This is a genomic window from Pseudomonas sp. RIT623 (genome assembly GCF_004519305.1).
Lineage (GTDB): Bacteria > Pseudomonadota > Gammaproteobacteria > Pseudomonadales > Pseudomonadaceae > Aquipseudomonas.
On sequence record NZ_SOZA01000008.1, the window covers coordinates 67,144 to 89,745 of the forward strand.

Here is a 22,602-nt window from a genome sequence, read left to right on the forward strand (position 1 = left end):
GAACCGTCAGACGCCGGCCGGGTCCGCCTTGTCCACGGCGATCTGCAAGCGCTCGAGCGCCTGCGCCACCACCTCGCGCGGCAACGCGCCATCATCGGCCAGGGCCTTGAGCGCCGCCAGCACGATGAACTGCCGATCTACCTCGAAATGCCGACGCAGCGCTTCGCGGGTATCGGACTGGCCAAAACCATCGGTCCCCAAGGGCACGAAGCGACGCGCGCCGACCCAGGGGCGAATCTGCTCGGCGTGGATCTTCATGTAGTCGGTGGCGACGATCAGCGGTCCTTCATGGGCTTGCAGCAACTGCGTGACGAACGGCAGTCTGGGGGTGTCCAGCGGGTGCAGCAGGTTCCAGCGTTCCACCTGTTGGGCCTCGCGGCGCACTTCGGTGAGGCTGGTGGCGCTCCAGATCTCGCTGCTGACCTGGTAATCGCTGGCCAGTATCTGGGCTGCGGCGATCACTTCGGGCAGGATCGCGCCGCTACCGGCCAGTTGGACATGCCGACCTGCAAGCACCTTGCGCTCGATGGGCAGGCGATACAAACCCTTGAGAATGTTCGCCTCGGCACCTGTGGGCAGGTCGGGGTGCGCATAGTTTTCGTTGAGCAGGGTGATGTAGTAGTACACATCCTCCTGTTCCTGGTACATGCGCCGCAGGCCGTCCTGCACGATCACCGCCAGCTCGTAGGCGTAGGTCGGGTCGTAGGAGATACAGCAGGGCACGGTGGCCGACATGACATGGCTGTGGCCATCGTCGTGCTGCAAGCCTTCGCCCATCAAGGTGGTGCGCCCGGAGGTGGCGCCCAGCAGGAAGCCCCGGGCACGGGCATCGCCGGCTGCCCATAGCAGGTCGCCAACCCGCTGGAAGCCGAACATCGAGTAGAAGATGTAGAACGGCACGGTCATCACGCCGTGGTTGGCATAAGCGGTGCTGGCGGCGATCCACGACGAGGTGGCGCCTGATTCGTTGAGGCCCTCCTGGAGAATCTGGCCGTCGACACTCTCCTTGTAGTACGACAGCGTGCCGGCGTCCTGGGGCGTGTACAGTTGGCCGACGGCGGAATGGATGCCGATCTGGCGGAACAGGCCTTCCATGCCGAAGGTGCGTGATTCATCCGGCACGATGGGCACTACCAGGCGGCCTATCTCGGGGTCTTTGAGCAGGGTGCTGAGGATGCGCACGAAGGCCATGGTGGTGGAGATGGTCCGCTCGCCAGTGCCCTTTAGCTGCGCCTCCAGTGCGGCCAGCGGCGGCACCCTGAGCGCTGCCACCTGGGCATGGCGTGCCGGGACCTGCCCGCCCAGCGCGGCGCGGCGCGCCCGCTGGTACTCGGCTTCGCGGCTGTCCGGCGCCGGGCGCAGGTAAGGCAGTTCGCCCAGTTGCGCTTCGTCCAGCGCCAGGCCGAAGCGGTCGCTGAAAGCCTTGACCGCATCGGCGCCGATTTTCTTCAACTGGTGGTTGATGTTCTGCGCCTCGCCGGCCTCGCCCAGGCCGAAGCCCTTCACGGTCTTGGCCAGGATCACCGTGGGTCGTCCCGTGGTGCGCATGGCCGTGGCGTAGGCGTTGTATACCTTGACCGGGTCATGGCCGCCGCGGGCCAGCTTCCAGATCTGCTCGTCGGACAGGTCGCTGACCAGGGCCAGCAATTCGGGGTACTTGCCGAAAAAATGCTCGCGCACATAGGCGCCATTCTGCGATTTGTAGGTCTGGTACTCGCCGTCGACGCATTCCATCATCCGTTGCTGCAGCAGGCCACTGTGGTCCTTGGCCAACAGCGCGTCCCAACCGCTGCCCCAGACCACCTTGATCACGTTCCAGCCAGCGGCGCGGTACAGGCCCTCGAACTCCTGGATCACCTTGCCGTTGCCGCGCACCGGGCCGTCGAGACGTTGCAGGTTGCAGTTGACCACGAAGATCAGGTTGTCCAGCCGCTCGCGGCCGGCCAGGGAGATCGCCGCCAGCGACTCGGGTTGGTCCATCTCGCCGTCGCCGAGGAAGGCCCACACCTTGCGCCCCTGGTGCGCCTTGAGCTGGCGGTTCTCCAGGTAGCGCATGAAGCGCGCCTGGTAGGCGGCGGTGATGGGGCCCAGGCCCATGGACACCGTGGGGAACTGCCAGAAGTCGGGCATCAGCCGTGGGTGCGGGTACGACGACAGGCCGTCGCGGTCGGTCTCGCGGCGGAAGTTGTCCAGTTGGTCCTCGCTCAACCGCCCTTCGGTGTAGGCGCGGCCATAGATACCTGGCGCGGAATGCCCCTGGATGTACACCAGGTCGCCGGCAAAACTGTCGCTGCGGCCACGGAAAAAGTGATCGAAGCCCACGTCATACAACACCGCCGCCGAGGCATAGGTGGCGATATGCCCACCAACCCCGGAGTGCCGGCCGGCGCGCAGCACCATGGTCAGGGCGTTCCAGCGGATATAGGCATTGAGCCGCTGTTCGATGGCCAGGTCGCCAGGGTAGGGCAGCTCGCGCTCGGGTGGGATGCTGTTGACATAGGGCGTGGTGACCCGGCCATGGAAGTCGCCATGGCGCGACACGTCGAATTCGAGCAGGCGGTCGATCAGGTAGTGCGCCCGGGGGCGCCCCTCGGCTTCCACCACCGAGGCGAGGGAGTCGAGCCACTCGCGGGTTTCCTGGGGGTCTTCATCACGCAGGGCATGTTGCGGGGTCATGGTAACGCTCCTTGTTGCAGGGGCCGGGCATCTCCGGCAGCGGATGTCGTTGCAGTTGCAATTGAATCTAACGCTGACGGCGGTATCATTGCAACTGCAACGAAAATCCCTTGGAGAGATCATGACCACCCCCGCGCCAGACCTCTGGTACAGCTTCATCCGCGCCCACCGCTGCTTGATCAGGGAAATCGAACGGCGCCTGGCCGAGCAGAAACTGCCGTCCTACGCCTGGTACGACACCTTGTGGGGGATCGAGAGCGGCCAGGATGGCGCACGACGCATGCACGAGCTGGCCGACGCGATGGCGATCGAGCGCTACAACCTGACGCGCCTGGTCGATCGGCTGGAGAAGGAAGGCCTGGTGACCCGGGAAAAGGCGCTGGACGATGGGCGCGGCGCCATCGCCCGGATCACCCCCAGTGGCCGGGCGCTGCGCAAGCAGATGTGGCAGGTGTACGAGCAATCGGTGGCCGAGCTGTTCCTGGTCGAGTTCGACGAACAGCAGCGCGGGGTGTTCGCCCGGGCGCTGGAGCAGGCCAGCCGCAACGCCCGGGTTTCAGGCAAAGGTTGAAGTGCAAGAGCCAGCCTTGCCGGCTCCTGCGCTTCAGCTACGGAAGAACGCCAGCAGGTCGGCGTTGATCACCTCGGCATGGGTGGTCGGCATGCCATGGGGGAAGCCGGCGTAGGTCTTCAGGGTGCCTTTGGGTAGCAGCTTGGCCGACAGCGGCCCTGAGTTGGCATAAGGCACGATCTGGTCGTCGTCGCCGTGCATCACCAACACCGGTATGTTCACCTGCCTGAGCGCTTCGCTGAAGTCGGTTTGGGAGAAGGCCACGATACCGTCGTAATGCGCCTGGGCGCAGCCCATCATGCCCTGGCGCCACCAGTTGAGGATCACACCCTGGTCGGCCTTGGCGCCGGGGCGGTTGTAGCCGTAGAACGGCCCTGCCGGGATGTCATGGTAGAACTGCGCGCGGTTGGCCTTGAGCTGCGCCTGCAGGTCATCGAACACGCTCTTGGGCAAACCGCCGGGGTTGCTGGCGGTCTTGACCATCAGCGGCGGCACCGCGGCGATGATCGCCGCCTTGGGCACCGGGTCCCTGGGGTGCCGCGCCAGGTAGTGGATCACCTCGCCACCACCGGTGGAGTGGCCCACGTGGATGGCACCCTGTACACCCAGGTGCTGCACCACGGCGGCGACGTCAGCGGCGTAGTGGTCCATGTCGTGACCATCCCAGACCTGGCTGGAACGCCCGTGGCCGCGGCGGTCGTGGGCGACCACGCGGTAGCCCTGGGCGATAAAGTAAAGCATCTGCGCGTCCCAGTCGTCGGCGCTCAAGGGCCAACCATGGTGGAAAAAGATCACCTGGGCATCGCGTGGGCCCCAGTCTTTGTAGAAGAGGTCGATACCTTCGCTTGTCGTGACGTAGCCCATTTCGCGTCTCCTGTTATCGAGGGGTGCTGCTCATGAGGGGGGGCCATCGCTTGGCCGCCAGGTAACTCTAGGTTTAAAGTGCACTTCAAGGTCAATCGCATTGCAAGGTGAGGCATGAGAATAGGTGAACTGGCCAAGGTCACAGGCCTTGCCCCGTCGCGGATTCGGTTCTACGAGGCCAGCGGGCTGATCCAGCCGGTGCAGCGCAAGGCCAATGGCTATCGCGCCTACGATGCCGACACGGTGTGGGTGCTGGAGATGATCACCAACGCCCAGGCCGCCGGGTTCTCGCTGGAGGAAATCCGCCACCTGCTGCCAGCCAGGGCCAAGGGCTGGCAACACGACGAGCTGCTTGGCGGGCTCAAGCGCAAGGTCGAGGAGATCGAGCGGTTGCAGGAGCGCCTGGCGCGCAACAAGGCGCAGTTGCTGCTGGTGATCGAAGGCATCGAGAGCAAGCCCGAGGGGATGGCCTGCGTGGACAATTCGCAGCGGGTGCTGGAGCGCCTGCGTGAAGAGATGGCCCAAGGCAAGGCAGGGCGTTGAGCCAGGGGCCCAACGCTGCCCTAGGGCGTCAGTTATCGGCTTGCAACGCCGCCAGCGGTTTGGGCGCATACAGCGCGCTCTGGAACGCCGGCACATACTCGTACTTGAGCATCCGCCCCAATTGCAGCTCACGGATGTACTGCGCCAGGCTACCATCGCCGAGCACCAGTTCCACCGCCTCGGCGCTCATGCTCGAGGCATGGGCGGTCTGCCGCGAGGTGGCATAGCCATAGGCCAACCGCCCCTGGTGATCCAGGTTGGTGAAGCTGTTGGTCACCAGCCCCGGCTCATGGGAGAGGTCCTCCAGCTTGCGTCCACGCATCACCACATCGACCTTGCCGGTCTGTGCGTCGATGATGTCGTAGGTCACAGCGGCCGCGTCCTCGCGGCGGTTGATCGGGGTCAGCCACTTGGGCAGGTTGTAGCCGACCACGCCGCGCACCCGCGCCAATTCGGTGTTCACCGGCAGCTTGAGGACATAGCCCCAGAAGTCCTTGGACAGCGATTGCCCGACCAGGGTGAACGGCCCGAAGTTCGACTTGCCCGGCTTGTTGGTGATGATCGACAGGGCGATTTCGTTGTAACTGTCGTTGTCGCAATAGTCATAGCTGTAGGCGGTGAGCGCCACCAGGCCGCGGCCCGGCCACACTTGCAGCGGCTGCACCTGGGCCAGTACCTCGGGGGGCATCAGCGCGCGCAGGCGCTCCAGGTCGGCGGTGTACACCGCGGTGATACGGCTGTTCTGGTAGTAGAAGTTCGGCGAGTAGGACGCGAAGCCCATGTCGACCTGGGTCTTTTGCAGCCCCTTGAACCAGCTCAGGTCCAGCTCCGGCGCTTGCTCGTGGATCACCGACAGCGGCGGGTTGGAACGATAGCGCTCGTACAGCCCGCCCTTGAGCACCGGCACGGGATGCCCGGCAATGTCGATCAGGGTGGTGTCGGCGTGCTCGGGGATGCCGTTGGCGGCATGGCTGACAGGGGCCAGCAGGGCGCCGGCCAGGGCGGCGACAGGTCCAAGTTTCACGTTGCGGTTCTCCAGGGCGTGCTTGACGAAGCGAGAAAGAAAGTCACTGCACCGGCACCCTAACGTTCAACCCAACTTGAGAGTCAATGGTCAAGTTTTTCGCTTTGCCAAGGCTTGACCTTAAAGCTGACTTTAAGGCTAAGGTCGCCGCACCAACTCGCTGAGGTGCTGTCGATGGACGTGTTCTCCCCCCTGACCCTGCCCAATGGCTCGATCATCCCCAACCGCATTGCCAAGGCCGCCATGGAGGAAAACATGGCCGATGCCGAGCATGCCCCTTCCGCGCAATTGATGCGCCTGTACCAGGCCTGGGCCGAGGGCGGCGCGGGGTTGATCATCAGCGGCAATGTCATGGTCGATAACCGCGCCATGACCGGCCCGGGCGGGGTGGTGCTGGAGGATGACCGGCAACTGGCGCGCTTTCGCCAGTGGGCCGCCACCGGGCGGGCCAAGGGCGCGCAGTTCTGGTTGCAGATCAATCACCCTGGCCGGCAGATGCGCGCCAACCTGGGCCAGGTGACCTGGGCGCCGTCGGCCGTGGCGTTGGACCTGGGCAAGATGTCCAAGCTTTTCGCCACGCCGCAGGCGATGACGGCCGAGGTGATCGAGGAGGTGATCCGGCGCTTCGCCAACACCGCCCGGTTGGCGGAGCAGGCGGGCTTTACCGGGGTCGAAATCCATGCCGCGCACGGCTACCTGCTCAGCCAGTTCCTGTCGCCCCTGACCAACCAGCGCAGCGACCAGTGGGGCGGCTCGCTGGAAAACCGCGCGCGCTTGCTGCTGGAAATCGTCAAGGCGGTGCGCGCGGTGGTGTCGCCGGGCTTCGCCGTGGCGGTCAAGCTCAACTCGGCGGACTTCCAACGTGGCGGTTTTAGTGCCGACGATGCCAGGCAAGTGGTCGGCCTGCTCAACGGCTTGTCGATTGACCTGGTGGAGCTGTCGGGCGGCAGCTACGAGGCACCGGCGATGCAGGGCCAGGCCCGGGATGGCCGGACATTGGCGCGTGAGGCCTATTTCCTGGAGTTCGCCAAGGATATTCGCGCGGTGGCGAACATGCCGGTGATGGTCACCGGCGGGATCCGCCGTCGGTCGATTGCCGAGCAGGTGGTGCACAGCGGCGTGGAGATGGTCGGCATCGGCACCGCGCTGGCCATCGACCCGGCCTTGCCCCGCGCTTGGCGCGCGGGCAGGGATGCAGCGCCAGCGCTGCGGCCGATCACCTGGAAGAACAAGGCGCTGGCCTCGCTGGGCAACATGGCCATGGTCAAGTTCCAGTTGCGCCAATTGAGCCAAGCCAAGGCGCCCGACCCACAGGTGGCCCCCTGGTGGGCGCTGCTGCGCCAGCAATGGGCCGATGCCGCGCGCACCCGCCAGTATCGCCGGCGCATGGCGCGGCAATAACGCCACGGCACGGCCAGTAGATGTGATAATGCCCGGGTTACCACCAGGGCTTGCGCATGCTGACCATCTCCAACACCGTGCATCTGCCGGATGCCGAAATCGAGCTCACCTACATCCGTGCCCAAGGCGCGGGCGGGCAGAACGTCAACAAGGTCTCAAGCGCCGTGCACCTGCGCCTGGACATTCCTGCCTCGTCGCTGCCGACGTTCTACAAGGAGCGGCTGTTGGCGCTGCGTGACAGCCGCATCACCGCGGATGGGGTGCTGATCATCAAGGCCCAGCAGTACCGCACCCAGGAGCAGAACCGCGCCGATGCCTTGGCGCGCCTGGTCGAGCTGATCCAGGGCGCCACCAAGGTCGAGAAAAAACGCCGGCCGACCAAGCCGACCCTGGGTTCGAAGACCCGCCGCCTGGAATCGAAGGCGCGGCGTGGCACGGTCAAGGCAGGGCGCGGCAAGGTCGATTTCTAGGCGACACAACCGTGCACTGGGGGCTGTGCGTGAATGCGTTCGCGCAGCTTACAACTCTTGCGCCGCGCGCAAGCGCCGCCACAGAGTCGTCCGGCTGATCCCCAACTGTCGGGCGGCCTCATCGAGATTGCCCTGGCAGTTGTCCAGGGTCTGCTGCACATGGCGCAACTGCGCGGCCTTGCCGACGCTGTGCAGGTCCGACGCCCGGGATGGCCTGGCCCGGCCCAGCGACGGGGTGCCCTCGCACAATTCAGGCAGCACGCGCGCCAGGTACTGCTCGTCCAGCTCTTCTCCGCGCAGCAGCTCCCGGGCCGACAGCATCGCCCGCTCGATCACGTTCTCCAGTTCGCGCACATTGCCTGGCCAGCTATGGCGCGCCAGGTACGGCAACAGCGCCGTCACCACCTGTGCCGCGCCTGGCGGCTGGCCCTGCACCAACAGGCGTTGGCTTATGCTGCGGCTGATCAAGGCGATATCCTCGGTGCGCTCGCGCAGTGGCGTGGTCTGCAGGCGCAGGATGTTCAGCCGGTAGTACAAGTCCGTGCGGAACACGCCTTGCGCCATGGCCGTGGGCAGATCCTGGTGGGTCGCGGCAATGATGCGCACATCGATGGCGATCGGCTCGGTGCTGCCCAGGCGTAGTACTTCGCGCTCCTGCAGCACCCGCAGCAGGCGGGTCTGCAGCGACACTGGCATGTCGCCGATCTCGTCGAGGAACAGCGTGCCGCGGTGCGCGGCCTCGAACAGGCCGGGCTTGCCGCCTTTGCGCGAACCGCTGAAGGCGCCTTCCTCATAGCCGAACAGTTCGCTTTCCAGCAGCGTTTCGGGAAACGCCGCGCAGTTGATGGCAACGAAGGGGCCTTGCCGGCGCGGGCTTTCGTTATGGATGCCCTGGGCCAACAGCTCCTTGCCGGTGCCGCTCTCGCCGGTGATCAAGATGGTCGAGTGGCTGGCGGCGAAGCGCTCGGCCAATTGCAACATCTCACGGTTGGCCTGGCTGGCGCCGCCCAGTTGCGCCAGGCGGTAGCGCGCGGTGAAGGCGCCGGGCCGGCGACTGGCGCGGATGCGCTGGTCGGCGCGCTGCACGGCGGTGATGTCCTGGCAGGTCAGCACCAGGCCGGTGCGCTCGCCGTTCTCCAGGATCGGCAACAGGTTGCTGACCACGGCTTGCGCGCCCACGCGGATGACACGGTTGTCCTCGCCCGTGCCGTCCTGCAAGGCTTGCTGCCAATCCAGCTCGGGGCACAGTGCCTGCAACGGACGCCCCAGCGCCGCGCTGGCCGGCAACGCCAGCAACTGCGCCAAGGCGGGGTTGAGCGACTGCACCAGGCCCTGGTTGTCGATCGCGGCCACGCCAGTGGGGATGTGTTGCAGCACGGCATCGAGGTGTCGACGCTTGGCGCTTTCGATGCGTTGGCTGTCGAGAATGCCCAGGGCCTCCTCGAGGGCCCTGCGCACGGTTTCCTCGCTCAGTGACAGCACGCCCTGCAGCCCGGCCTGTTCGGCGAGCTCCACCACCGTCGACGACCCGATGATGCTGCCACAGCCCATTAGCGCCGCCTGCTCGACGGCCTGGCGGGCTTGCTCCAGCGAGCTATAGGCAGCCTGATGCATCTGCACGGTGAACAGTGCGGCCAAGGCCTGCAGGTCTTGATTGATGTGGTTGTAGCTGAGCACGGCCACTTGCCCGCCGTGATCGCGGGCCTGGCCCAGGGCTCGCAGCAGGTCGCCGCCGCCGACACGCATCGCCAGCACCGGTCGGGCCAGGTGGCGGCGCAGGTAGGCGGCGGTGGCCCCGGCGCAGACGAATGCATCGACCGCGCCGCGCTGCTCCAGCTCGCGGGCAGTCTGCAGCGCCTCGGCCACCGAAGTGTCGAGTACCTCGATACGGGTGTCGGGGTAATCGGCGGTGAGCCCGGCCACTACCTGGGCGAGCCGGCTGCGTTGCTGGGGACGCTGCAGGTGGCTGATCAGCACGACGACCTGGGCGGTGGGGGAGTGCATGGCGAACCCTGTTCATGGTTGCAATGTTTCCATGGTGAACGAAAGCCTTGCATAAGTGAAACAAAGGTTGTGCCGCCGGCCTTTGCCGAGAGCACCGCAGGTTAGGTCCGACGGGGCCTGCAGCTGGATTCTTGGCAGTTGGCCCAGGCCTTGCTCTAGCCCTCCTGGCAATTCACCCGTGAACACAGGGCCCATCGACCCATGAGCAGTTCCCCCACGATTCCCCTGGCCAGCGATCCGCTCGCGGCCAGTCCCCATGACCAACGGTTGGTCGATTTCATTCGTCAACGGGCGGCCGCCGAGCGGGTGTCCATCATCGCGCGCAAGCGTTTGAGCGGCGGTGCCATCCAGGAGAACTGGCGCCTGGACCTGCAGATCGAGGGTGGCCCATGGGCCGGCGCTCGACGTTGGGTGCTGCGCAGCGACGCCTTGTCCGCGCTGCCCGCCAGCCTCGATCGCGAACAGGAGTTCGCCGTGCTGCAAGTGGTGCACCAGGCCGGGGTCAAGGTCCCCAGGCCGCTCTGGTTGTGCCGCGATCCGCAGGTTCAGGGACGGCTGTTCTTCCTCATGGAGTACGTGCCGGGTATCGCCGCCGGGCGCCTGCTCAGCGCCCAGGCCGGGCCACAGGGCCAGGCCGGGCTTGCGGCGCAACTGGGCGCCAACCTGGCACGCCTGCACCAGGTGCGCCCCCCCTCGGCGACACTGGATTTCCTGCCAATCCCTGACACCTCGCCGGCCCTGGCAACCATCGGCGCCTACCGCCACTACCTCGACAGCCTCGATGCGGCCTACCCGGCCCTGGAGTGGGGCCTGCGCTGGTGCGAGCTGCACGCGCCGCGCAGCCACGCGCTGTGCCTGCTGCACCGCGACTACCGCAGCGGCAACTACCTGGCCAGCGAGCAAGGGCTCGAAGCGGTGCTCGACTGGGAGTTCAGCGGCTGGGGCGACCCCTGCGAAGACCTGGGCTGGTTCACCGCCCGTTGCTGGCGCTTCACCCGTCCCGACCTGGAGGCGGGCGGCATTGGCCTGCTGGAGGACTTCCTGCGCGGCTACCACGAGGTGTCGACCCTGGCCATCGAACCCAGCCAGCTGCACTACTGGCAGGTCATGGCCACCCTGCGCTGGGCGGTGATCGCCTTGCAGCAAGGGCAGCGCCACTTGTCCGGCGAAGAGCCTTCCCTCGAACTGGCCCTGACCGCGCGCCTGTTGCCGGAGTTGGAGCTGGACATCCTGAACATGACCGGAGCCGAAGCGCCATGACCCAACCGAATGCCGCGCAACTGCTCGACATCGCCCGCCAGACCTTGCTGGAGCAGGTGTTGCCCACGCTGGCCAGTGAGCTGCGCTACCCGGCGCTGATGATCGCCAATGCCATGGCCATCGCCGCGCGCGAAAGCCGTCTGCAAGACCAGCTGAGCGCTCAGGAACAGGCCGGTCTGGGCGCCTTGTTGGAAACGCCGCCGGCGACCCTAGCCGCTACCCGGCAGCACCTGGCCCTGGCGATCCGCGCGGGCCGCCATGACGCCCCGCAGGCGCGTCGCACCCTGGTCGAGGCCCTGCGCCGGACCACGCTTGCCCACCTGACGATCAGTAACCCCAAGGCCATGCCTTGAGCACGGCTAGCCGCCGATCCATTGCCAAGACTGCAACCGCACAAATAAGGACAACCATGAACTTCAACCTTTCCGACGACCTGCTGGCCTTGCAGGCCAGGACGCGCGATTTCATCGCCAACCACGTGATCCCTTTCGAGAACGATCCCCGCCAGGACCGTCACGGTCCCAGCGATGCCCTGCGCCAGGACTTGCTGGAAAAAGCCCGCGTCGCCGGCCTGCTGACCCCCCATGCCAGTCCCGAGATGGGCGGCATGGGCCTGAGCCACGTGGCCAAGGCGATCGTCTTCGAGGAAGCTGGGTATTCGCCCCTGGGCCCGGTGGCGCTGAATATCCACGCCCCCGATGAAGGCAACATCCACCTGATGGACGTGGTCGCCACCGAGGCGCAGAAGGACCGCTGGCTGCGCCCGTTGGTCCAGGGCCGGGCGCGCTCATGCTTCGCCATGACCGAGCCTGCGCCGGGCTCGGGTTCGGATCCGTCGATGCTGCGCACCACCGCCACCCGCGATGGCGACGACTACCTGATCAACGGCCGCAAGTGGTTGATCACCGGCGCCGATGGCGCCGATTTCGCGATCATCATGGCGCGCATGGAAGACGGCACGGCGACCATGTTCCTGAGCGACATGCAGCGTGAGGGCATCGTCCACGAACGGCAACTGGACTCGCTGGACAGCTGCTTCACCGGTGGCCACGGGCAACTGCGTTTCGACAACCTGCGCATCCCGGCAAGCGATGTGCTCGGCGAGATCGGCAAGGGTTTCCGCTATGCCCAGGTGCGTCTGGCGCCGGCACGGCTGACCCACTGCATGCGCTGGCTCGGTGCCGCGCGGCGTGCCCACGACATCGCCTGCGACCATGCGCGCACCCGCGACGCCTTCGGCAAATCCCTGGGCGAGCACCAGGGCGTCGGCTTCATGCTCGCCGACAACCAGATGGACCTGCATGTGGTGCGCCTGGCGGTATGGCATTGCGCCTGGGTGCTCGACCAGGGCGAACGGGGCAATGTCGACTCGAGCATGGCCAAGGTGATCAGCTCCGAGGCGCTGTGGCGGGTGGTCGATCGCTCGATGCAGGTGCTGGGTGGGCGTGGCGTGACCGGGGACACGGTGGTGGAGCGGATCTTCCGCGATATCCGGCCGTTCCGCATCTATGACGGCCCGAGCGAAGTGCACCGCATGAGCCTGGCGAAAAAACTCCTCGACCAGCGCTTGGGAGGTCACTGATGCAGCCGCAACTTGCTCGACTGTTCTCTCTCGATGGCCGTCGCGTCCTGGTGACCGGGGCCTCCAGTGGCCTGGGCCGGCACTTTGCCCAGACCCTGGCGGCGGCCGGCGCCGAGGTGCTGGTCGCCGCCCGGCGCGAGGCGCCGTTGCAGGCCCTGGTCGAGGCCATCCAGGCCAACGGCGGCCGCGCCCGCGCCTTTGCCCTCGATGTCACCAGCCGCGACGATGTCTGCCGGGTGCTCGATGCCGCCGGCCCGCTGGATGTGCTGGTCAACAATGCCGGGGTGAGCGACAGCCAGCCTCTGCTCGACTGCGACGATGGCAGTTGGGACCGTGTGCTCGACACCAACCTCAAGGGCGCCTGGACGGTGGCCCAGGAAAGCGCGCGGCGCATGGTCGCCGCAGGGCAGGGCGGCAGCCTGATCAACGTCACCTCGATCCTCGCCAGCCGGGTGGCCGGCGCCGTTGCTCCTTATCTGGCGGCCAAGGCGGGCCTGGCGCACCTGACCCGGGCCATGGCCCTGGAGCTGGCGCGCCATGGTATCCGCGTGAACGCCCTGGCGCCGGGGTACGTGATGACCGACTTGAACGAGGCATTCCTGGCCAGCGACGCGGGGCAGAAGTTGCGCGCGCGCATTCCGAGCCGGCGTTTCAGCCAGCCGGCGGACCTGGATGGCGCCTTGCTGCTGCTCGCCAGCGACGCCGGCCGCGGCATGAGCGGCAGCGAGATCGTGGTCGATGGCGGCCACCTGTGCAGCAGCCTGTAGATACACCCCCCCCCAGCCTTGCAAACCCCGTGATGAATGGCACCGGCTGTGCCGGTCAAGAACAACAAGAAACAGAGGTGGTTATGTGCGTGCAACCGTTGAACTGCCCATGGACGAAGGACCCGTCATGATGAACCCGAACCTGGAACACGAACTGGCACCGAATGCGGCCAACCACGTGCCGCTGTCGCCGCTGTCGTTCCTCAAGCGCGCCGCGCAGGTCTATCCGCAGCGCGACGCAGTGGTGTACGGCGACCGTCGCTACACCTACCAGCAGTTGCACCAGCGCAGCCGGGCCCTGGCCAGCGCCCTGGAGCGGGTCGGCGTGCAGCCTGGCGAGCGCGTGGCGATCCTGGCGCCGAACATCCCCGAGATGCTCGAGGCGCACTATGGCGTGCCCGGCGCCGGGGCCGTGCTGGTATGCATCAATATTCGCCTGGAAGCGCGCAGCATCGCGTTCATCCTGCGCCATTGCGCGGCCAGGGTACTGTTGTGCGATTGCGAGTTCGGCGCGGTGGTCCACCAGGCGCTGGCGATGCTGGACACGCCGCCACTGCTGGTAGGCATCGATGATGCCCAGGCCGAGGGCGCCGACCTGGCGCCGGACCTGGACTACGAAAGCTTCCTGGCCCAGGGCGATGGCAACCGGCCGTTGAGCGCGCCGCACAACGAATGGCAGTCGATCGCCATCAACTACACCTCCGGCACCACCGGCGATCCCAAGGGCGTGGTGCTGCATCATCGCGGCGCCTACCTCAATGCCTGCGCCGGGGCGCTGATCTTCCAGCTCGGCCCGCGTAGTGTCTACCTGTGGACCCTGCCGATGTTCCACTGCAACGGCTGGAGCCATACCTGGGCAGTGACCCTGTCGGGCGGCAGCCATGTGTGCCTGCGCAAGGTGCAGGCCGAGGCGATTCACGCCGCCATCGCCGCGCACGGCGTGACCCACCTGAGCGCGGCACCGGTGGTGATGTCGATGCTGATCCATGCTCCGGCAGGCGCCGCGCCGTCCCAGGCGGTGTCGGTGATAACTGGTGGCGCCGCACCGCCCAGCGCGGTGATCGCCGCCATGGAGGCGCGCGGTTTCAGCATCACCCACGCCTATGGCATGACCGAAAGCTATGGCCCCAGTACCTTGTGCCTGTGGCAGCCAGGCGTCGACGAGCTGCCGCTGGAGGCTCGCGCGCGGTTCATGAGCCGCCAGGGCGTGGCCCATCCGATGCTCGAGGAAGCCACGGTGCTGGATACCGATAGTGGCCAGCCGGTGCCCGCCGACGGGGCGACCCTGGGCGAGCTGGTGGTGCGCGGCAACACGGTGATGAAAGGCTACCTGCACAACCCCGAAGCCACCCGCAGCGCCCTGGCTGGCGGCTGGCTGCACACGGGCGACCTCGCCGTGCTGCACCCCGATGGCTATGTGGAGATCAAGGACCGGGCCAAGGACATCATCATTTCCGGCGGCGAGAACATCAGTTCGCTGGAGATCGAGGAGGTGCTCTACCAGCATCCCGAGGTGCTCGAGGCTGCCGTGGTGGCGCGGCCTGATTCGCGCTGGGGCGAAACCCCGCATGCCTTCGTCACCCTGTGTGCCGAGGCCCAGGCGGGCATCACCGGCGAAGAGCTGATCCGCTGGTGTCGCGAGCGCCTGGCGCACTTCAAGGCGCCGCGGCATGTCTCGTTGGTGGAGCTGCCCAAGACGGCCACCGGCAAGATCCAGAAGTTCGTCCTGCGCGAATGGGCTCGCCAGGCGGCCGCTGCAGCCAGCGATCGACCGGAAGGGTGATGCGTGGTCACCCTCCCGGTCGGCCGCCGGCCTGCTCGAGTCTGCTATATCGAGCCGAGGAAAAGCTTCACACTATGCGCCAAAATACAGGTAGGCACTGTACCTGCCTGTGAGCCGACATTCATCAGCCGGACCTGCAATGATGACGTCCTACATCCAGGGTACCGCGTTAATTGGATTCGACGACTTCGCTCTGGCCCAGGGGCTAGAGCCTCATGCGCTGCTTGCAGAGGTTTCGCTTGCCCTTGGCGAGCCCGATGGCGCAATCGAAACCCGCCCGTTCAACGCGCTACTGGCGTTGGCTGCGCACCGCTCGGGCAATCGCCTGTTCGCGCTGCAGTTCGGGCTTGAACATGGCATGCCGGGAATGGGGACCCTGCTGCATGCCATTCAGGGCGCGGACACTGTCGGTGAGGTGCTGAGGGCATTGGTCCGGTACGCCCATGTGCTCGGCACGGCAGTGGAGTTTCGCCTGGAGCGGCATGCCGGCAATGCACGCTTGATCTGTCAGGTCACCGACGCGGATCTTCCCTGTGTGCGACAGACCGTGGAGTGGGCGATGGGAATGAGCGCGCAGCTGATGCACAGTTTGCTCAAGCACCTCTGGCGCCCGCATGCCCTGCTGCTGTGCCATGGCGCAGGGGCGGAACCTTCGGCATACCGGCGTCTGCTGGGGGTGGCGCCGCGTTTTTCCAGCACGGAAAACGCCTGGGTGTTCGACCCTTCACTGCTGGACGCAAGGCTTGGCGCAAAGGATCAACGCATCCTGCAACTGACCCGACAGTTCCAGGACGAGCTGGCGGATATCACGCTGGAGGCGTTGCCCATGCACGTGCAAAAGCTTATGCGCATTCGCATGCCCCAGGGACGTGTCACGGTCGAACAGATTGCCATGGACCTGAGGATCAGCTCGCGCAGCCTGCAGCGCTACCTGCTGACCCAAGGCACGAGTTTCCAGGCATTGCTGGACGGGACCCGCCAGGCGATGGCCACACGCTTGCTGCGGGATGCCTCGATCAACCTGACGCAGGTGGCGGAGTTGTTGGGATACACCCAGCTTGCCGCGTTTTCCAGGGCATTCAGCCGCTGGCATGGCCTCAGCCCGCAACAATGGAAACGTCAACTGCGCCAGGCACCGGCGCTCGATGCCGTAAGCGGGCGTGGTCGACATGGCTGACGTTCCCTTCGTCCGGGCAATCAGCCTCACCGGGTTTCATGCCTTCGCCGCCGGGCAGGGGCTCGATCCGGGGCAGATGCTCAAGCACGTCGGCCTGCCGGGCCAGGGCCTTCAAGACGAGGACGATCTGCTCCGCTACCAGCAATACTGCGCTTTGCTCGAGGCCTGCAGTCGGCATTCGGGCAATGCGCTGTTCGGCCTGCAGTATGGTCAGTTCCAGGCCGCCGATGTGTTGGGTGAGTTGCTCCATCTGCTGCGCAATGCGCGCACGGTCGGTGATGCGCTGGTGGAATTGCGCAACCATTACGCCCTGTACAATGGTGCGGCCGAAGTCGGGCTGGACAGCGAAAACGGCCTGACCATACTCAGCTATCATGTTCGCCTCTCCCACGCGCCCGGCGTGCGCCAGGCAGAGGAGCTGGCCGGTGTCGTGGGCATTGCTCTGATGCGCGCATTGGCAGGCCCGCACTGGCTACCCAGCGCCCTCTGGCTCAGCCATTCGCCCAGTACCGATGTCGCCTTGTATGCCCAGGCGCTCGGCATTTCGCCCACCTTCAATGCGCGTTGTGTCGCCCTGGTGTTCGAATCATCGCTGCTGGCGCAGCCCTGTGTCCTGTGTGATGAGGCGTTGCACCAACTGGTGGTCAAGAGCATGCAGCGCCTGGAGCGGCTGTCCGGCGACGAGCTGGCCATCCAGATCAAGCAGTTGTTGCATCACCTGCTGCCCAGTGGGCGGGCCACGGCGCAGAAGGTGGCCAGCATCATGGCGCTGACCCCGAACGAGTTGCGTCAGGCCATGACGCAGGAAGGGCTGACGTTCCAGCAATTGCTCGAGGAGGTGCGCCAGTCCATGGCCCAGGCCTACCTTGCCAGGCCTTCGGCCAACATCGGCGAGCTGGCCGCGCTGCTCGGCTATTCCGACACCAGCGGATTTCGCCGAGCCTTTCATCGCTGGTTTCAGATGAGCCCGTTGAGCTGGCAGAAGGCCCACGGCATCAAGCGCCAGCCGCGTCTGTTGGGGCGCGGACGTACGCGCCCCTAGAGGGTGTCGGCCCTTCGCTAGTAACCCCGGAATATATCGCCAATGCTCGCAATCGGGTGTGCCGCGTGTGCCGTTTGTGCCACGGATCGACTGGCTATGGAAGACTGAGGGGCGTAGACCGCCGTCAGGAACAGGGCAAGTGTCACGCTGGCCACCAGAAAGGCAAAGATACGCATGGGAACCTCCAGCTTTTGTTTTTGTAGTTACCGTCGAGTCTGGTCCGTGGCGTTGGCTAAAGCTTGATAAAGCGCGCCATTAAATGGTCCTTTGTGCGGTCGTTTCGGGAAGATTGGCCGCTGCGAACACCTGGGTGGCCGCCACGATGTCCTGGTCGCCGTAGCCCATGGCTTCGGCACGCTGCACGACCCCACACACGGCGTCGAAGACCGGCGTCCAGGCCCCTTGCGCGTGCAGCGCCTGGGCGATGTGGGCGAAGGCGCCGGCATGCACATCGAGCCTGGCCTGATCGCCTGCGAAATCCTGCGCTTCGAGTCGGCATACCGCTTCCTCGAGCGCATCGCTGATGAAAAACCGTGACGTGTCGAGCAGCAGCCGGGCCGTCTTCGCCACGGGCAGGCCGAAGCGCTCGCTCGCGCCCACGGCCTCGAAGAATGCCACCATCGTGGCGAATGCCTGGGCGTGGAGCACGCTGGCAAAGGCCAGTGCTTCGTCCCAAGGCAGGAACATCGTTTGACCGGCCAGCGCCTCGAGCAGCGCCCGATGCTGCTCGAAGCCCTCACGATCGCCGGTATGCAGGGTATGGCTCTGGCGATGACCGACGTTGCGTGGGTAGGCCACGATCATGCCTTTGACGTACAGGCCGCCAGCGGCGTTGACCAGCGCCTGAAGCGCCAGGCCCTCGTCGCGGCCGTTGGTGGTGTAATCGACCACCGTGCGACCTGCGAGCGCAGCCATCATCCCCGGCATGCCAAGCACGCCATGGGTCGCCTGGTCGTCCAGAAGCACGAAGACCGTGACCGGGCTTACGCTGAGCGCGGCGTGAGCCGAGTCGCACAGCTGAGCACCAGCGGCGACCAGCGCCGCCGCTTTGCCAGGCGATCGGTTCCACACCGCCACGCGTTTGCCCTGCTTGAGAAATGCATGGGCCATGATCGTGCCCATGGCGCCGAGCCCGACTACCGATACATCGAAGTCGAAGCGCTGGTCATTTTGTGTGCTCACATTCCAACCCTCATGATTTTTGTTCTAGGTGTCTAGTGTGGTGCGTCGTCTACAACAGGTTCTGTGCGCGGGCCCATTCAGTCGCGTCGGCCAGCGTGCGTTCGAAGGCGCTGAAGATCGCCTCGATATCGGCCTGGGTGCAGATCAACGGCGGACAGAAGGCGATCGTGTCGTAGATGGCGCGAATGATCAGCCCGTGCTTGTGCGCCTGTTTGAACACATAGCCACCCAAGGTGCCGGGCTGGGCGAACGGTTGGCCGGTGGCCTTGTTCACCACCAGTTCGATGGCGCCCAACAGCCCGACACCGCGCACATCGCCCACCAGCGGATGGTCGGCGAATGCGCGCAGACGGCGCTGGAATTCAGGGGCCAGGCGCTGGACCTGGCCCACCAGGTCGCGCTCCTCGATGATGCGGATGTTTTCCAGCGCCACCGCAGTGGCGACGGGATGTCCCGTGCAGGTCAGGCCATGGGCGAAGGCCCCCAAACGCTGGCTCTGGCTGAGCAGGACGTCATGGATGGCATCGGACACCAGCACGGCGGCCAGGGGCTGATAGGACGAGGTGAGCTGCTTGGACAGCACCATGATATCGGGCTGGATACCGTACAGCTCGGCGCCGAACATCGTCCCGAGCCTGCCGAAACCGGTGATGATCTCGTCGATCACCACGAGGATGTCGTAGCGTCTGCACACCGCCTGGATCGCTGCCCAGTAGCCTTGGGGAGGAGGAACCACGCCGCCTGCGGCCATCACCGGTTCGCCGATGAACGCCGCGATGGTTTCCGGCCCTTCGTCGAGGATGTAATGCTCCAGCTCGTCCGCCAGGCGCGCCGAAAAGGCTTCCTCGGTCTCGCCTGGCCGGGCGAATCGATAGAAGTTCGGGCAGGTCAGGTGGTGCACCGGGATGGCCGGCAGATCGAAATCACGGTGCATCGACGGGATGCCGCTCAAGCTGGCGCAGGCGACGGTGGCGCCGTGATAGGCCTGCTGGCGGGAGATGAACTTCTTCTTGGCGGGCTTGCCCAGTGCGTTGTTCACGTACCAGACCATCTTCACCACCGAGTCGTTGGCCTCGGACCCGGAGTTGGTGAAGAACACATGGTTCAGGTCGCCGGGCGCAAGCTCCGCCAGCTTCGCGGCGAGCGCCGCGGCCGGGGCGTTGGTCTTGTGGCTGAAGCTGTGGTAGTAGGGCAGTTGCCTGAGCTGCTCGACGGCGGCGTCGACCAGGCGCTGTTCGCTGAAGCCCAGGGCAACGCTCCACAGGCCCGACATGGCCTCGATATAGGCATTGCCCTGTTCGTCGAAGACCCGCGCACCGTCGCCTGCGGTGATGACCAATGGCCCGATTTGCTGATGCTGGGCCAGGTTGGTGTTGGGGTGAATGAGTGCTGCCAGATCGTTGCGCGCGGTTGCAGTGAACGTGTTCATTGGTTCATGTCCTGTCGCAGGCACTGATCGCCCGCAAGTGAGCAAGTTGCCTGCGCCCCGCGGATCGCCACGGGGCGCACGGCAAGATCCTGCAGTTACTGACCAAGCGCTGCCGCGACCGCCTCGCCGAACGCCTTGAGACCCTGTTCGAGTTGCTCGGTCGGGGTGTTCACCGGTGGCATCAGCTTGATGATCTCGCCGTTCGGCCCGCAGCGGTCGACCAGCACGCCCGCCTGCAGCACACGCTGTTGGGCATCCTTGGCCGAGGCCACGTTGCCGCGACCGAAATCGATGCCGGCGATCATGCCGCGGCACCGCGCGGAGGCGACCCCTGGAATCTCGGCGTAGCCGGCGACCGCGCGTTCCATGGCCGTGCAGTTGGCGGCCAGCACCTTCAGGAACTGCTCGTCGCGCCAATAGCCGAGGGCGATCTGGGCGGTGAGGAACGCCAACTGGTTACCGCGGAAGGTGCCGATATGATCGCCCGGCTCCCAGACATCCAGCCCGGCGCCGATCAACACGATGGCCATGGGCAGGCCATAGCCACCGATCGATTTGGCGCAGGTAATCAGGTCAGGGACCACCCCGGAGCGCTCGAAGCCGAAGAAGTCACCGGTGCGGCCGCAGCCAGCCTGGATCTCGTCGCAGATCAGCAATACCCCGTGCGCCCGGGTCCACTGGCGCAGGCGCTGCAACCATTGGTTGGAAGCGACGTACACGCCGGCCTGGATCTGCACGGATTCGACGATCACCGCCGCCGGCAATTCCGAGCCGCTGCCCTGGTCGTTGGCCAGGCGCTCGAGGAAGCCGATGCTGTCGAACTCACCGTAAGGGCTGTCTTCGTAGGGCACAAACACCACGTCGGTGGACAGCCCCGGGCCGCGCCGGGTGCGGTTGCCGGTAACGGCCAGCGCACCGGCCGTCATGCCGTGGTAGGCACCATAGAACGACACGATCTTGCTCCGCCCGGTCGCTTTGCGCGCCAGCTTCAATGCCGCCTCGACGGCATCGGCGCCGGTCGGGCCGGTGAACTGCACCTTGTAGTCCCAGCCGCGCGGCTTGAGCAGGTCGCGTTCCAGCGCCTCGAGGAACTGGCGCTTGGTGGTGGTGTGCAGGTCCAGGGCATGGGTCACGCCGTTGGCCGACAGGTACGCGATCAGCGCATCGCGCATGCGCGGGTCGTTGTGGCCGTAGTTCAGGGCACCGGCGCCGGCGAAGAAGTCCAGGTACTCGCGGCCATCCTCGCCGCGGATCTTGCTGCCCTGGGCGGTATCGAAGACCAGCGGCAGGTCGCGGCAATACATCCGCACGTTGGACTCGAGCCGTTCGAATGTCTCGATGTTGTTCATGCATAACCTCTTGAAGTGATCGGGCAACATTTGCTTGGCGCTATCAGTGCTTGAACATCACGTGGCGCACCACGGTGTAGTCTTCCAGGCCATACATGGACAGGTCCTTGCCATAACCGGACAGCTTCACGCCGCCATGGGGCATCTCGCTCACCAGCATGAAATGGGTATTGACCCAGGTGCAGCCGTATTGCAGGCGCGCAGCCAGGCGATGGGCGCGGCCGACATCGGCGGTCCACACCGAAGAGGCCAGGCCGTAGTCGGAGTCATTGGCCCAGGCCAGCGCCTGGGCTTCGTCCTCGAACGACGAGACCGTCACCACCGGGCCGAAGATCTCCCGGCATACCACCTCGTCGTCCTGACGGGCACCGGCCAGGACCGTCGGTTCGAAGAAGAACCCGCTACCTGCGGCGCGCTTGCCACCGGTGACGACTTCGATATGAGGCACTTCCCGGGCACGCTTGACGAAGCCCTCGACGCGGCCCAGGTGCTCTTCGGTGATCAGCGGCCCCATCTCGGTCGAGGGATCATCCTGCAGCCCGCACTTGATGCTGGCCACGGCCTCACCGAGCTTGCGCACGAACTCCGGGTAGACCGACTTCTGCACATACAGGCGGCAGGCGGCGGTACAGTCCTGGCCTGCGTTGTAGAAGCCAAAGGCACGAATGCCTTCGACGGCCGCGTCGATATCGGCATCGTCGAAGATCAGCACGGGGGCCTTGCCGCCCAGTTCCATGTGCATGCGTTTGACGCTGTCGGCGGTGCCCTCGATGATCCGGCTGCCGGTGCGCACGGAGCCGGTCAGCGACACCATGCGCACCTTGGCGTGGCTGGTCAGCGGCTCACCCACCGAGGCGCCTCGCCCATGGACGATGTTGACCACGCCGGCAGGGAAGATCTCGGCCAGCAGTTCACCCAGTTTCAGGGTGGTCATCGGCGTGTGTTCCGAAGGTTTCAGCACCACGGTGTTACCGCCGGCCAAGGCCGGGCCGAGTTTCCAGGCCGCCATCAGCAAGGGGTAGTTCCACGGCGCGATGGAGGCGACCACGCCGACCGCATCGCGACGAATCATCGAGGTGTGCCCCGGGATGTACTCGCCCCCGGCCGAGCCTTGCAGGCAGCGCACGGCGCCGGCGAAGAAGCGGAACACGTCCGACACTGCCGGCAGCTCGTCCTGCAGCACGGCGGTGTAGGGCTTGCCGCAGTTGTCGGCTTCCAGGCGGGCGAACTCCGGTGCCTGGGCATCGATGCTGTCGGCGAGCTTGAGCAGCAGCGCCGCGCGGTCCTTGGGCGGGGTTTGCGACCAGGCTTCGAAGGCCGCATCGGCACTTTGCACCGCAGCCTCGACCTGGGCTTGGCTGGCCTCGGTGGTTTGTACCAGGACGCTGCCCAGGGAGGGGTTGTACACGGCCAGCTCGTCGCCTTCGCCGGCTACCAGGGCACCATTGATCAGAAGTTTGCTTTGCATGTCGATTCTC

19 protein-coding genes are annotated in these 22,602 nt (G+C 65.8%); 11 read left to right on the plus strand and 8 right to left on the minus strand.

The annotated features are described in order from the left end of the window. Positions 1-6: 6 nt before the first annotated feature. The gene (aceE, locus tag E3U47_RS08100) at positions 7-2,676 is read right to left on the minus strand and encodes a pyruvate dehydrogenase (acetyl-transferring), homodimeric type (protein WP_134690602.1); all 2,670 of its coding nucleotides are present in this window, start codon (positions 2,674-2,676) and stop codon (positions 7-9) included. A 121-nt stretch (positions 2,677-2,797) separates the two neighbouring features. On the opposite strand from aceE, the gene E3U47_RS08105 reads away from it, so the two are divergent. After that, on the plus strand, positions 2,798-3,247 hold the full coding sequence (locus tag E3U47_RS08105) for a MarR family winged helix-turn-helix transcriptional regulator (protein ID WP_134690603.1): 450 nt from the start codon (positions 2,798-2,800) through the stop codon (positions 3,245-3,247). A gap of 33 nt (positions 3,248-3,280) precedes the next feature. Here E3U47_RS08105 and E3U47_RS08110 read toward each other — a convergent pair whose 3' ends face one another. Continuing rightward, positions 3,281-4,111 (minus strand): alpha/beta fold hydrolase, encoded by an 831-nt coding sequence (locus tag E3U47_RS08110; RefSeq protein WP_134690605.1) that lies wholly within the window; start codon positions 4,109-4,111, stop codon positions 3,281-3,283. Positions 4,112-4,225: 114 nt separating this feature from the next. Here E3U47_RS08110 and E3U47_RS08115 point away from each other — a divergent pair, with 114 nt between their 5' ends. Continuing rightward, complete coding sequence (locus E3U47_RS08115) at positions 4,226-4,654, plus strand: MerR family transcriptional regulator (protein ID WP_134690607.1); 429 nt, start codon at positions 4,226-4,228, stop codon at positions 4,652-4,654. Between the two features lie 28 nt (positions 4,655-4,682). Here E3U47_RS08115 and E3U47_RS08120 read toward each other — a convergent pair whose 3' ends face one another. Then, a complete protein-coding gene (locus tag E3U47_RS08120) occupies positions 4,683-5,654 on the minus strand; it encodes an acetoacetate decarboxylase (ADC) (RefSeq protein WP_372239494.1) in 972 nt (323 codons plus the stop codon). A 198-nt stretch (positions 5,655-5,852) separates the two neighbouring features. On the opposite strand from E3U47_RS08120, the gene E3U47_RS08125 reads away from it, so the two are divergent. Together E3U47_RS08125 and arfB are read left to right on the plus strand one after the other, a co-directional pair. Continuing rightward, a complete protein-coding gene (locus E3U47_RS08125) occupies positions 5,853-7,079 on the plus strand; it encodes an NADH:flavin oxidoreductase/NADH oxidase family protein (protein ID WP_134690609.1) in 1,227 nt (408 codons plus the stop codon). A gap of 56 nt (positions 7,080-7,135) precedes the next feature. Then, complete coding sequence (gene arfB / locus E3U47_RS08130; protein WP_134690611.1) at positions 7,136-7,549, plus strand: alternative ribosome rescue aminoacyl-tRNA hydrolase ArfB; 414 nt, start codon at positions 7,136-7,138, stop codon at positions 7,547-7,549. A 48-nt stretch (positions 7,550-7,597) separates the two neighbouring features. On the opposite strand, the gene E3U47_RS08135 is transcribed toward arfB, so the two are convergent. Further along, on the minus strand, positions 7,598-9,553 hold the full coding sequence (locus E3U47_RS08135) for a sigma-54-dependent Fis family transcriptional regulator (RefSeq protein WP_134690613.1): 1,956 nt from the start codon (positions 9,551-9,553) through the stop codon (positions 7,598-7,600). A gap of 201 nt (positions 9,554-9,754) precedes the next feature. Between E3U47_RS08135 and E3U47_RS08140 the strand changes: the two genes are divergently transcribed. From E3U47_RS08140 to E3U47_RS08170, 7 genes are all read left to right on the plus strand, one after another. Beyond that, entirely contained in the window at positions 9,755-10,813 is a 1,059-nt protein-coding gene (locus tag E3U47_RS08140; RefSeq protein ID WP_134690615.1) for a phosphotransferase family protein, read from the plus strand. Further along, positions 10,810-11,166 (plus strand): DUF6285 domain-containing protein, encoded by a 357-nt coding sequence (locus E3U47_RS08145; protein WP_134690617.1) that lies wholly within the window; start codon positions 10,810-10,812, stop codon positions 11,164-11,166. The genes E3U47_RS08140 and E3U47_RS08145 overlap by 4 nt, the downstream gene beginning before the upstream one ends. Positions 11,167-11,222: 56 nt before the next feature. Then, positions 11,223-12,395, plus strand: coding sequence for an acyl-CoA dehydrogenase family protein (locus tag E3U47_RS08150; RefSeq protein ID WP_134690619.1), 1,173 nt, complete (start codon positions 11,223-11,225; stop codon positions 12,393-12,395). Continuing rightward, positions 12,395-13,162: an SDR family NAD(P)-dependent oxidoreductase gene (locus tag E3U47_RS08155; protein WP_134690620.1), complete on the plus strand. Its 768-nt coding sequence runs from the start codon at positions 12,395-12,397 to the stop codon at positions 13,160-13,162. The genes E3U47_RS08150 and E3U47_RS08155 overlap by 1 nt, the downstream gene beginning before the upstream one ends. A gap of 127 nt (positions 13,163-13,289) precedes the next feature. Then, positions 13,290-14,945, plus strand: a complete 1,656-nt coding sequence (locus E3U47_RS08160) for a long-chain-fatty-acid--CoA ligase (protein WP_134690622.1) — start codon at positions 13,290-13,292, stop codon at positions 14,943-14,945. Positions 14,946-15,084: 139 nt separating this feature from the next. Beyond that, positions 15,085-16,122, plus strand: coding sequence for an AraC family transcriptional regulator (locus E3U47_RS08165; RefSeq protein ID WP_256660246.1), 1,038 nt, complete (start codon positions 15,085-15,087; stop codon positions 16,120-16,122). Then, positions 16,115-17,164, plus strand: coding sequence for an AraC family transcriptional regulator (locus tag E3U47_RS08170; protein WP_134690624.1), 1,050 nt, complete (start codon positions 16,115-16,117; stop codon positions 17,162-17,164). The genes E3U47_RS08165 and E3U47_RS08170 overlap by 8 nt, the downstream gene beginning before the upstream one ends. A gap of 255 nt (positions 17,165-17,419) precedes the next feature. Here the strand turns inward: E3U47_RS08170 and E3U47_RS08180 are convergent, their stop codons facing one another. The 4 genes from E3U47_RS08180 to E3U47_RS08195 all read right to left on the minus strand — a co-directional run bounded on the left by E3U47_RS08180 (position 17,420) and on the right by E3U47_RS08195 (position 22,592). Next, a complete protein-coding gene (locus E3U47_RS08180; protein WP_256660247.1) occupies positions 17,420-18,286 on the minus strand; it encodes an NAD(P)-binding domain-containing protein in 867 nt (288 codons plus the stop codon). Positions 18,287-18,395: 109 nt separating this feature from the next. Further along, the gene (locus E3U47_RS08185; RefSeq protein ID WP_134690628.1) at positions 18,396-19,775 is read right to left on the minus strand and encodes an aspartate aminotransferase family protein; all 1,380 of its coding nucleotides are present in this window, start codon (positions 19,773-19,775) and stop codon (positions 18,396-18,398) included. A gap of 95 nt (positions 19,776-19,870) precedes the next feature. Continuing rightward, entirely contained in the window at positions 19,871-21,124 is a 1,254-nt protein-coding gene (locus E3U47_RS08190; protein WP_134690630.1) for an aspartate aminotransferase family protein, read from the minus strand. A gap of 43 nt (positions 21,125-21,167) precedes the next feature. Further along, positions 21,168-22,592, minus strand: coding sequence for a gamma-aminobutyraldehyde dehydrogenase (locus tag E3U47_RS08195; RefSeq protein WP_134690632.1), 1,425 nt, complete (start codon positions 22,590-22,592; stop codon positions 21,168-21,170). Between the last annotated feature and the right edge of the window lie 10 nt (positions 22,593-22,602).

Bases quoted from the DNA above. Each gene is read 5' to 3' on its own strand.
- aceE (WP_134690602.1), bottom strand. From the start codon at position 2,676: ATGACCCCGCAACATGCCCTGCGTGATGAAGACCCCCAGGAAACCCGC.
- E3U47_RS08105 (WP_134690603.1), top strand. From the start codon at position 2,798: ATGACCACCCCCGCGCCAGACCTCTGGTACAGCTTCATCCGCGCCCAC.
- E3U47_RS08110 (WP_134690605.1), bottom strand. From the start codon at position 4,111: ATGGGCTACGTCACGACAAGCGAAGGTATCGACCTCTTCTACAAAGAC.
- E3U47_RS08115 (WP_134690607.1), top strand. From the start codon at position 4,226: ATGAGAATAGGTGAACTGGCCAAGGTCACAGGCCTTGCCCCGTCGCGG.
- E3U47_RS08125 (WP_134690609.1), top strand. From the start codon at position 5,853: ATGGACGTGTTCTCCCCCCTGACCCTGCCCAATGGCTCGATCATCCCC.
- arfB (WP_134690611.1), top strand. From the start codon at position 7,136: ATGCTGACCATCTCCAACACCGTGCATCTGCCGGATGCCGAAATCGAG.
- E3U47_RS08135 (WP_134690613.1), bottom strand. From the start codon at position 9,553: ATGCACTCCCCCACCGCCCAGGTCGTCGTGCTGATCAGCCACCTGCAG.
- E3U47_RS08140 (WP_134690615.1), top strand. From the start codon at position 9,755: ATGAGCAGTTCCCCCACGATTCCCCTGGCCAGCGATCCGCTCGCGGCC.
- E3U47_RS08145 (WP_134690617.1), top strand. From the start codon at position 10,810: ATGACCCAACCGAATGCCGCGCAACTGCTCGACATCGCCCGCCAGACC.
- E3U47_RS08150 (WP_134690619.1), top strand. From the start codon at position 11,223: ATGAACTTCAACCTTTCCGACGACCTGCTGGCCTTGCAGGCCAGGACG.
- E3U47_RS08155 (WP_134690620.1), top strand. From the start codon at position 12,395: ATGCAGCCGCAACTTGCTCGACTGTTCTCTCTCGATGGCCGTCGCGTC.
- E3U47_RS08160 (WP_134690622.1), top strand. From the start codon at position 13,290: ATGATGAACCCGAACCTGGAACACGAACTGGCACCGAATGCGGCCAAC.
- E3U47_RS08165 (WP_256660246.1), top strand. From the start codon at position 15,085: ATGATGACGTCCTACATCCAGGGTACCGCGTTAATTGGATTCGACGAC.
- E3U47_RS08170 (WP_134690624.1), top strand. From the start codon at position 16,115: ATGGCTGACGTTCCCTTCGTCCGGGCAATCAGCCTCACCGGGTTTCAT.
- E3U47_RS08180 (WP_256660247.1), bottom strand. From the start codon at position 18,286: ATGGGCACGATCATGGCCCATGCATTTCTCAAGCAGGGCAAACGCGTG.
- E3U47_RS08185 (WP_134690628.1), bottom strand. From the start codon at position 19,775: ATGAACACGTTCACTGCAACCGCGCGCAACGATCTGGCAGCACTCATT.
- E3U47_RS08190 (WP_134690630.1), bottom strand. From the start codon at position 21,124: ATGAACAACATCGAGACATTCGAACGGCTCGAGTCCAACGTGCGGATG.
- E3U47_RS08195 (WP_134690632.1), bottom strand. From the start codon at position 22,592: ATGCAAAGCAAACTTCTGATCAATGGTGCCCTGGTAGCCGGCGAAGGC.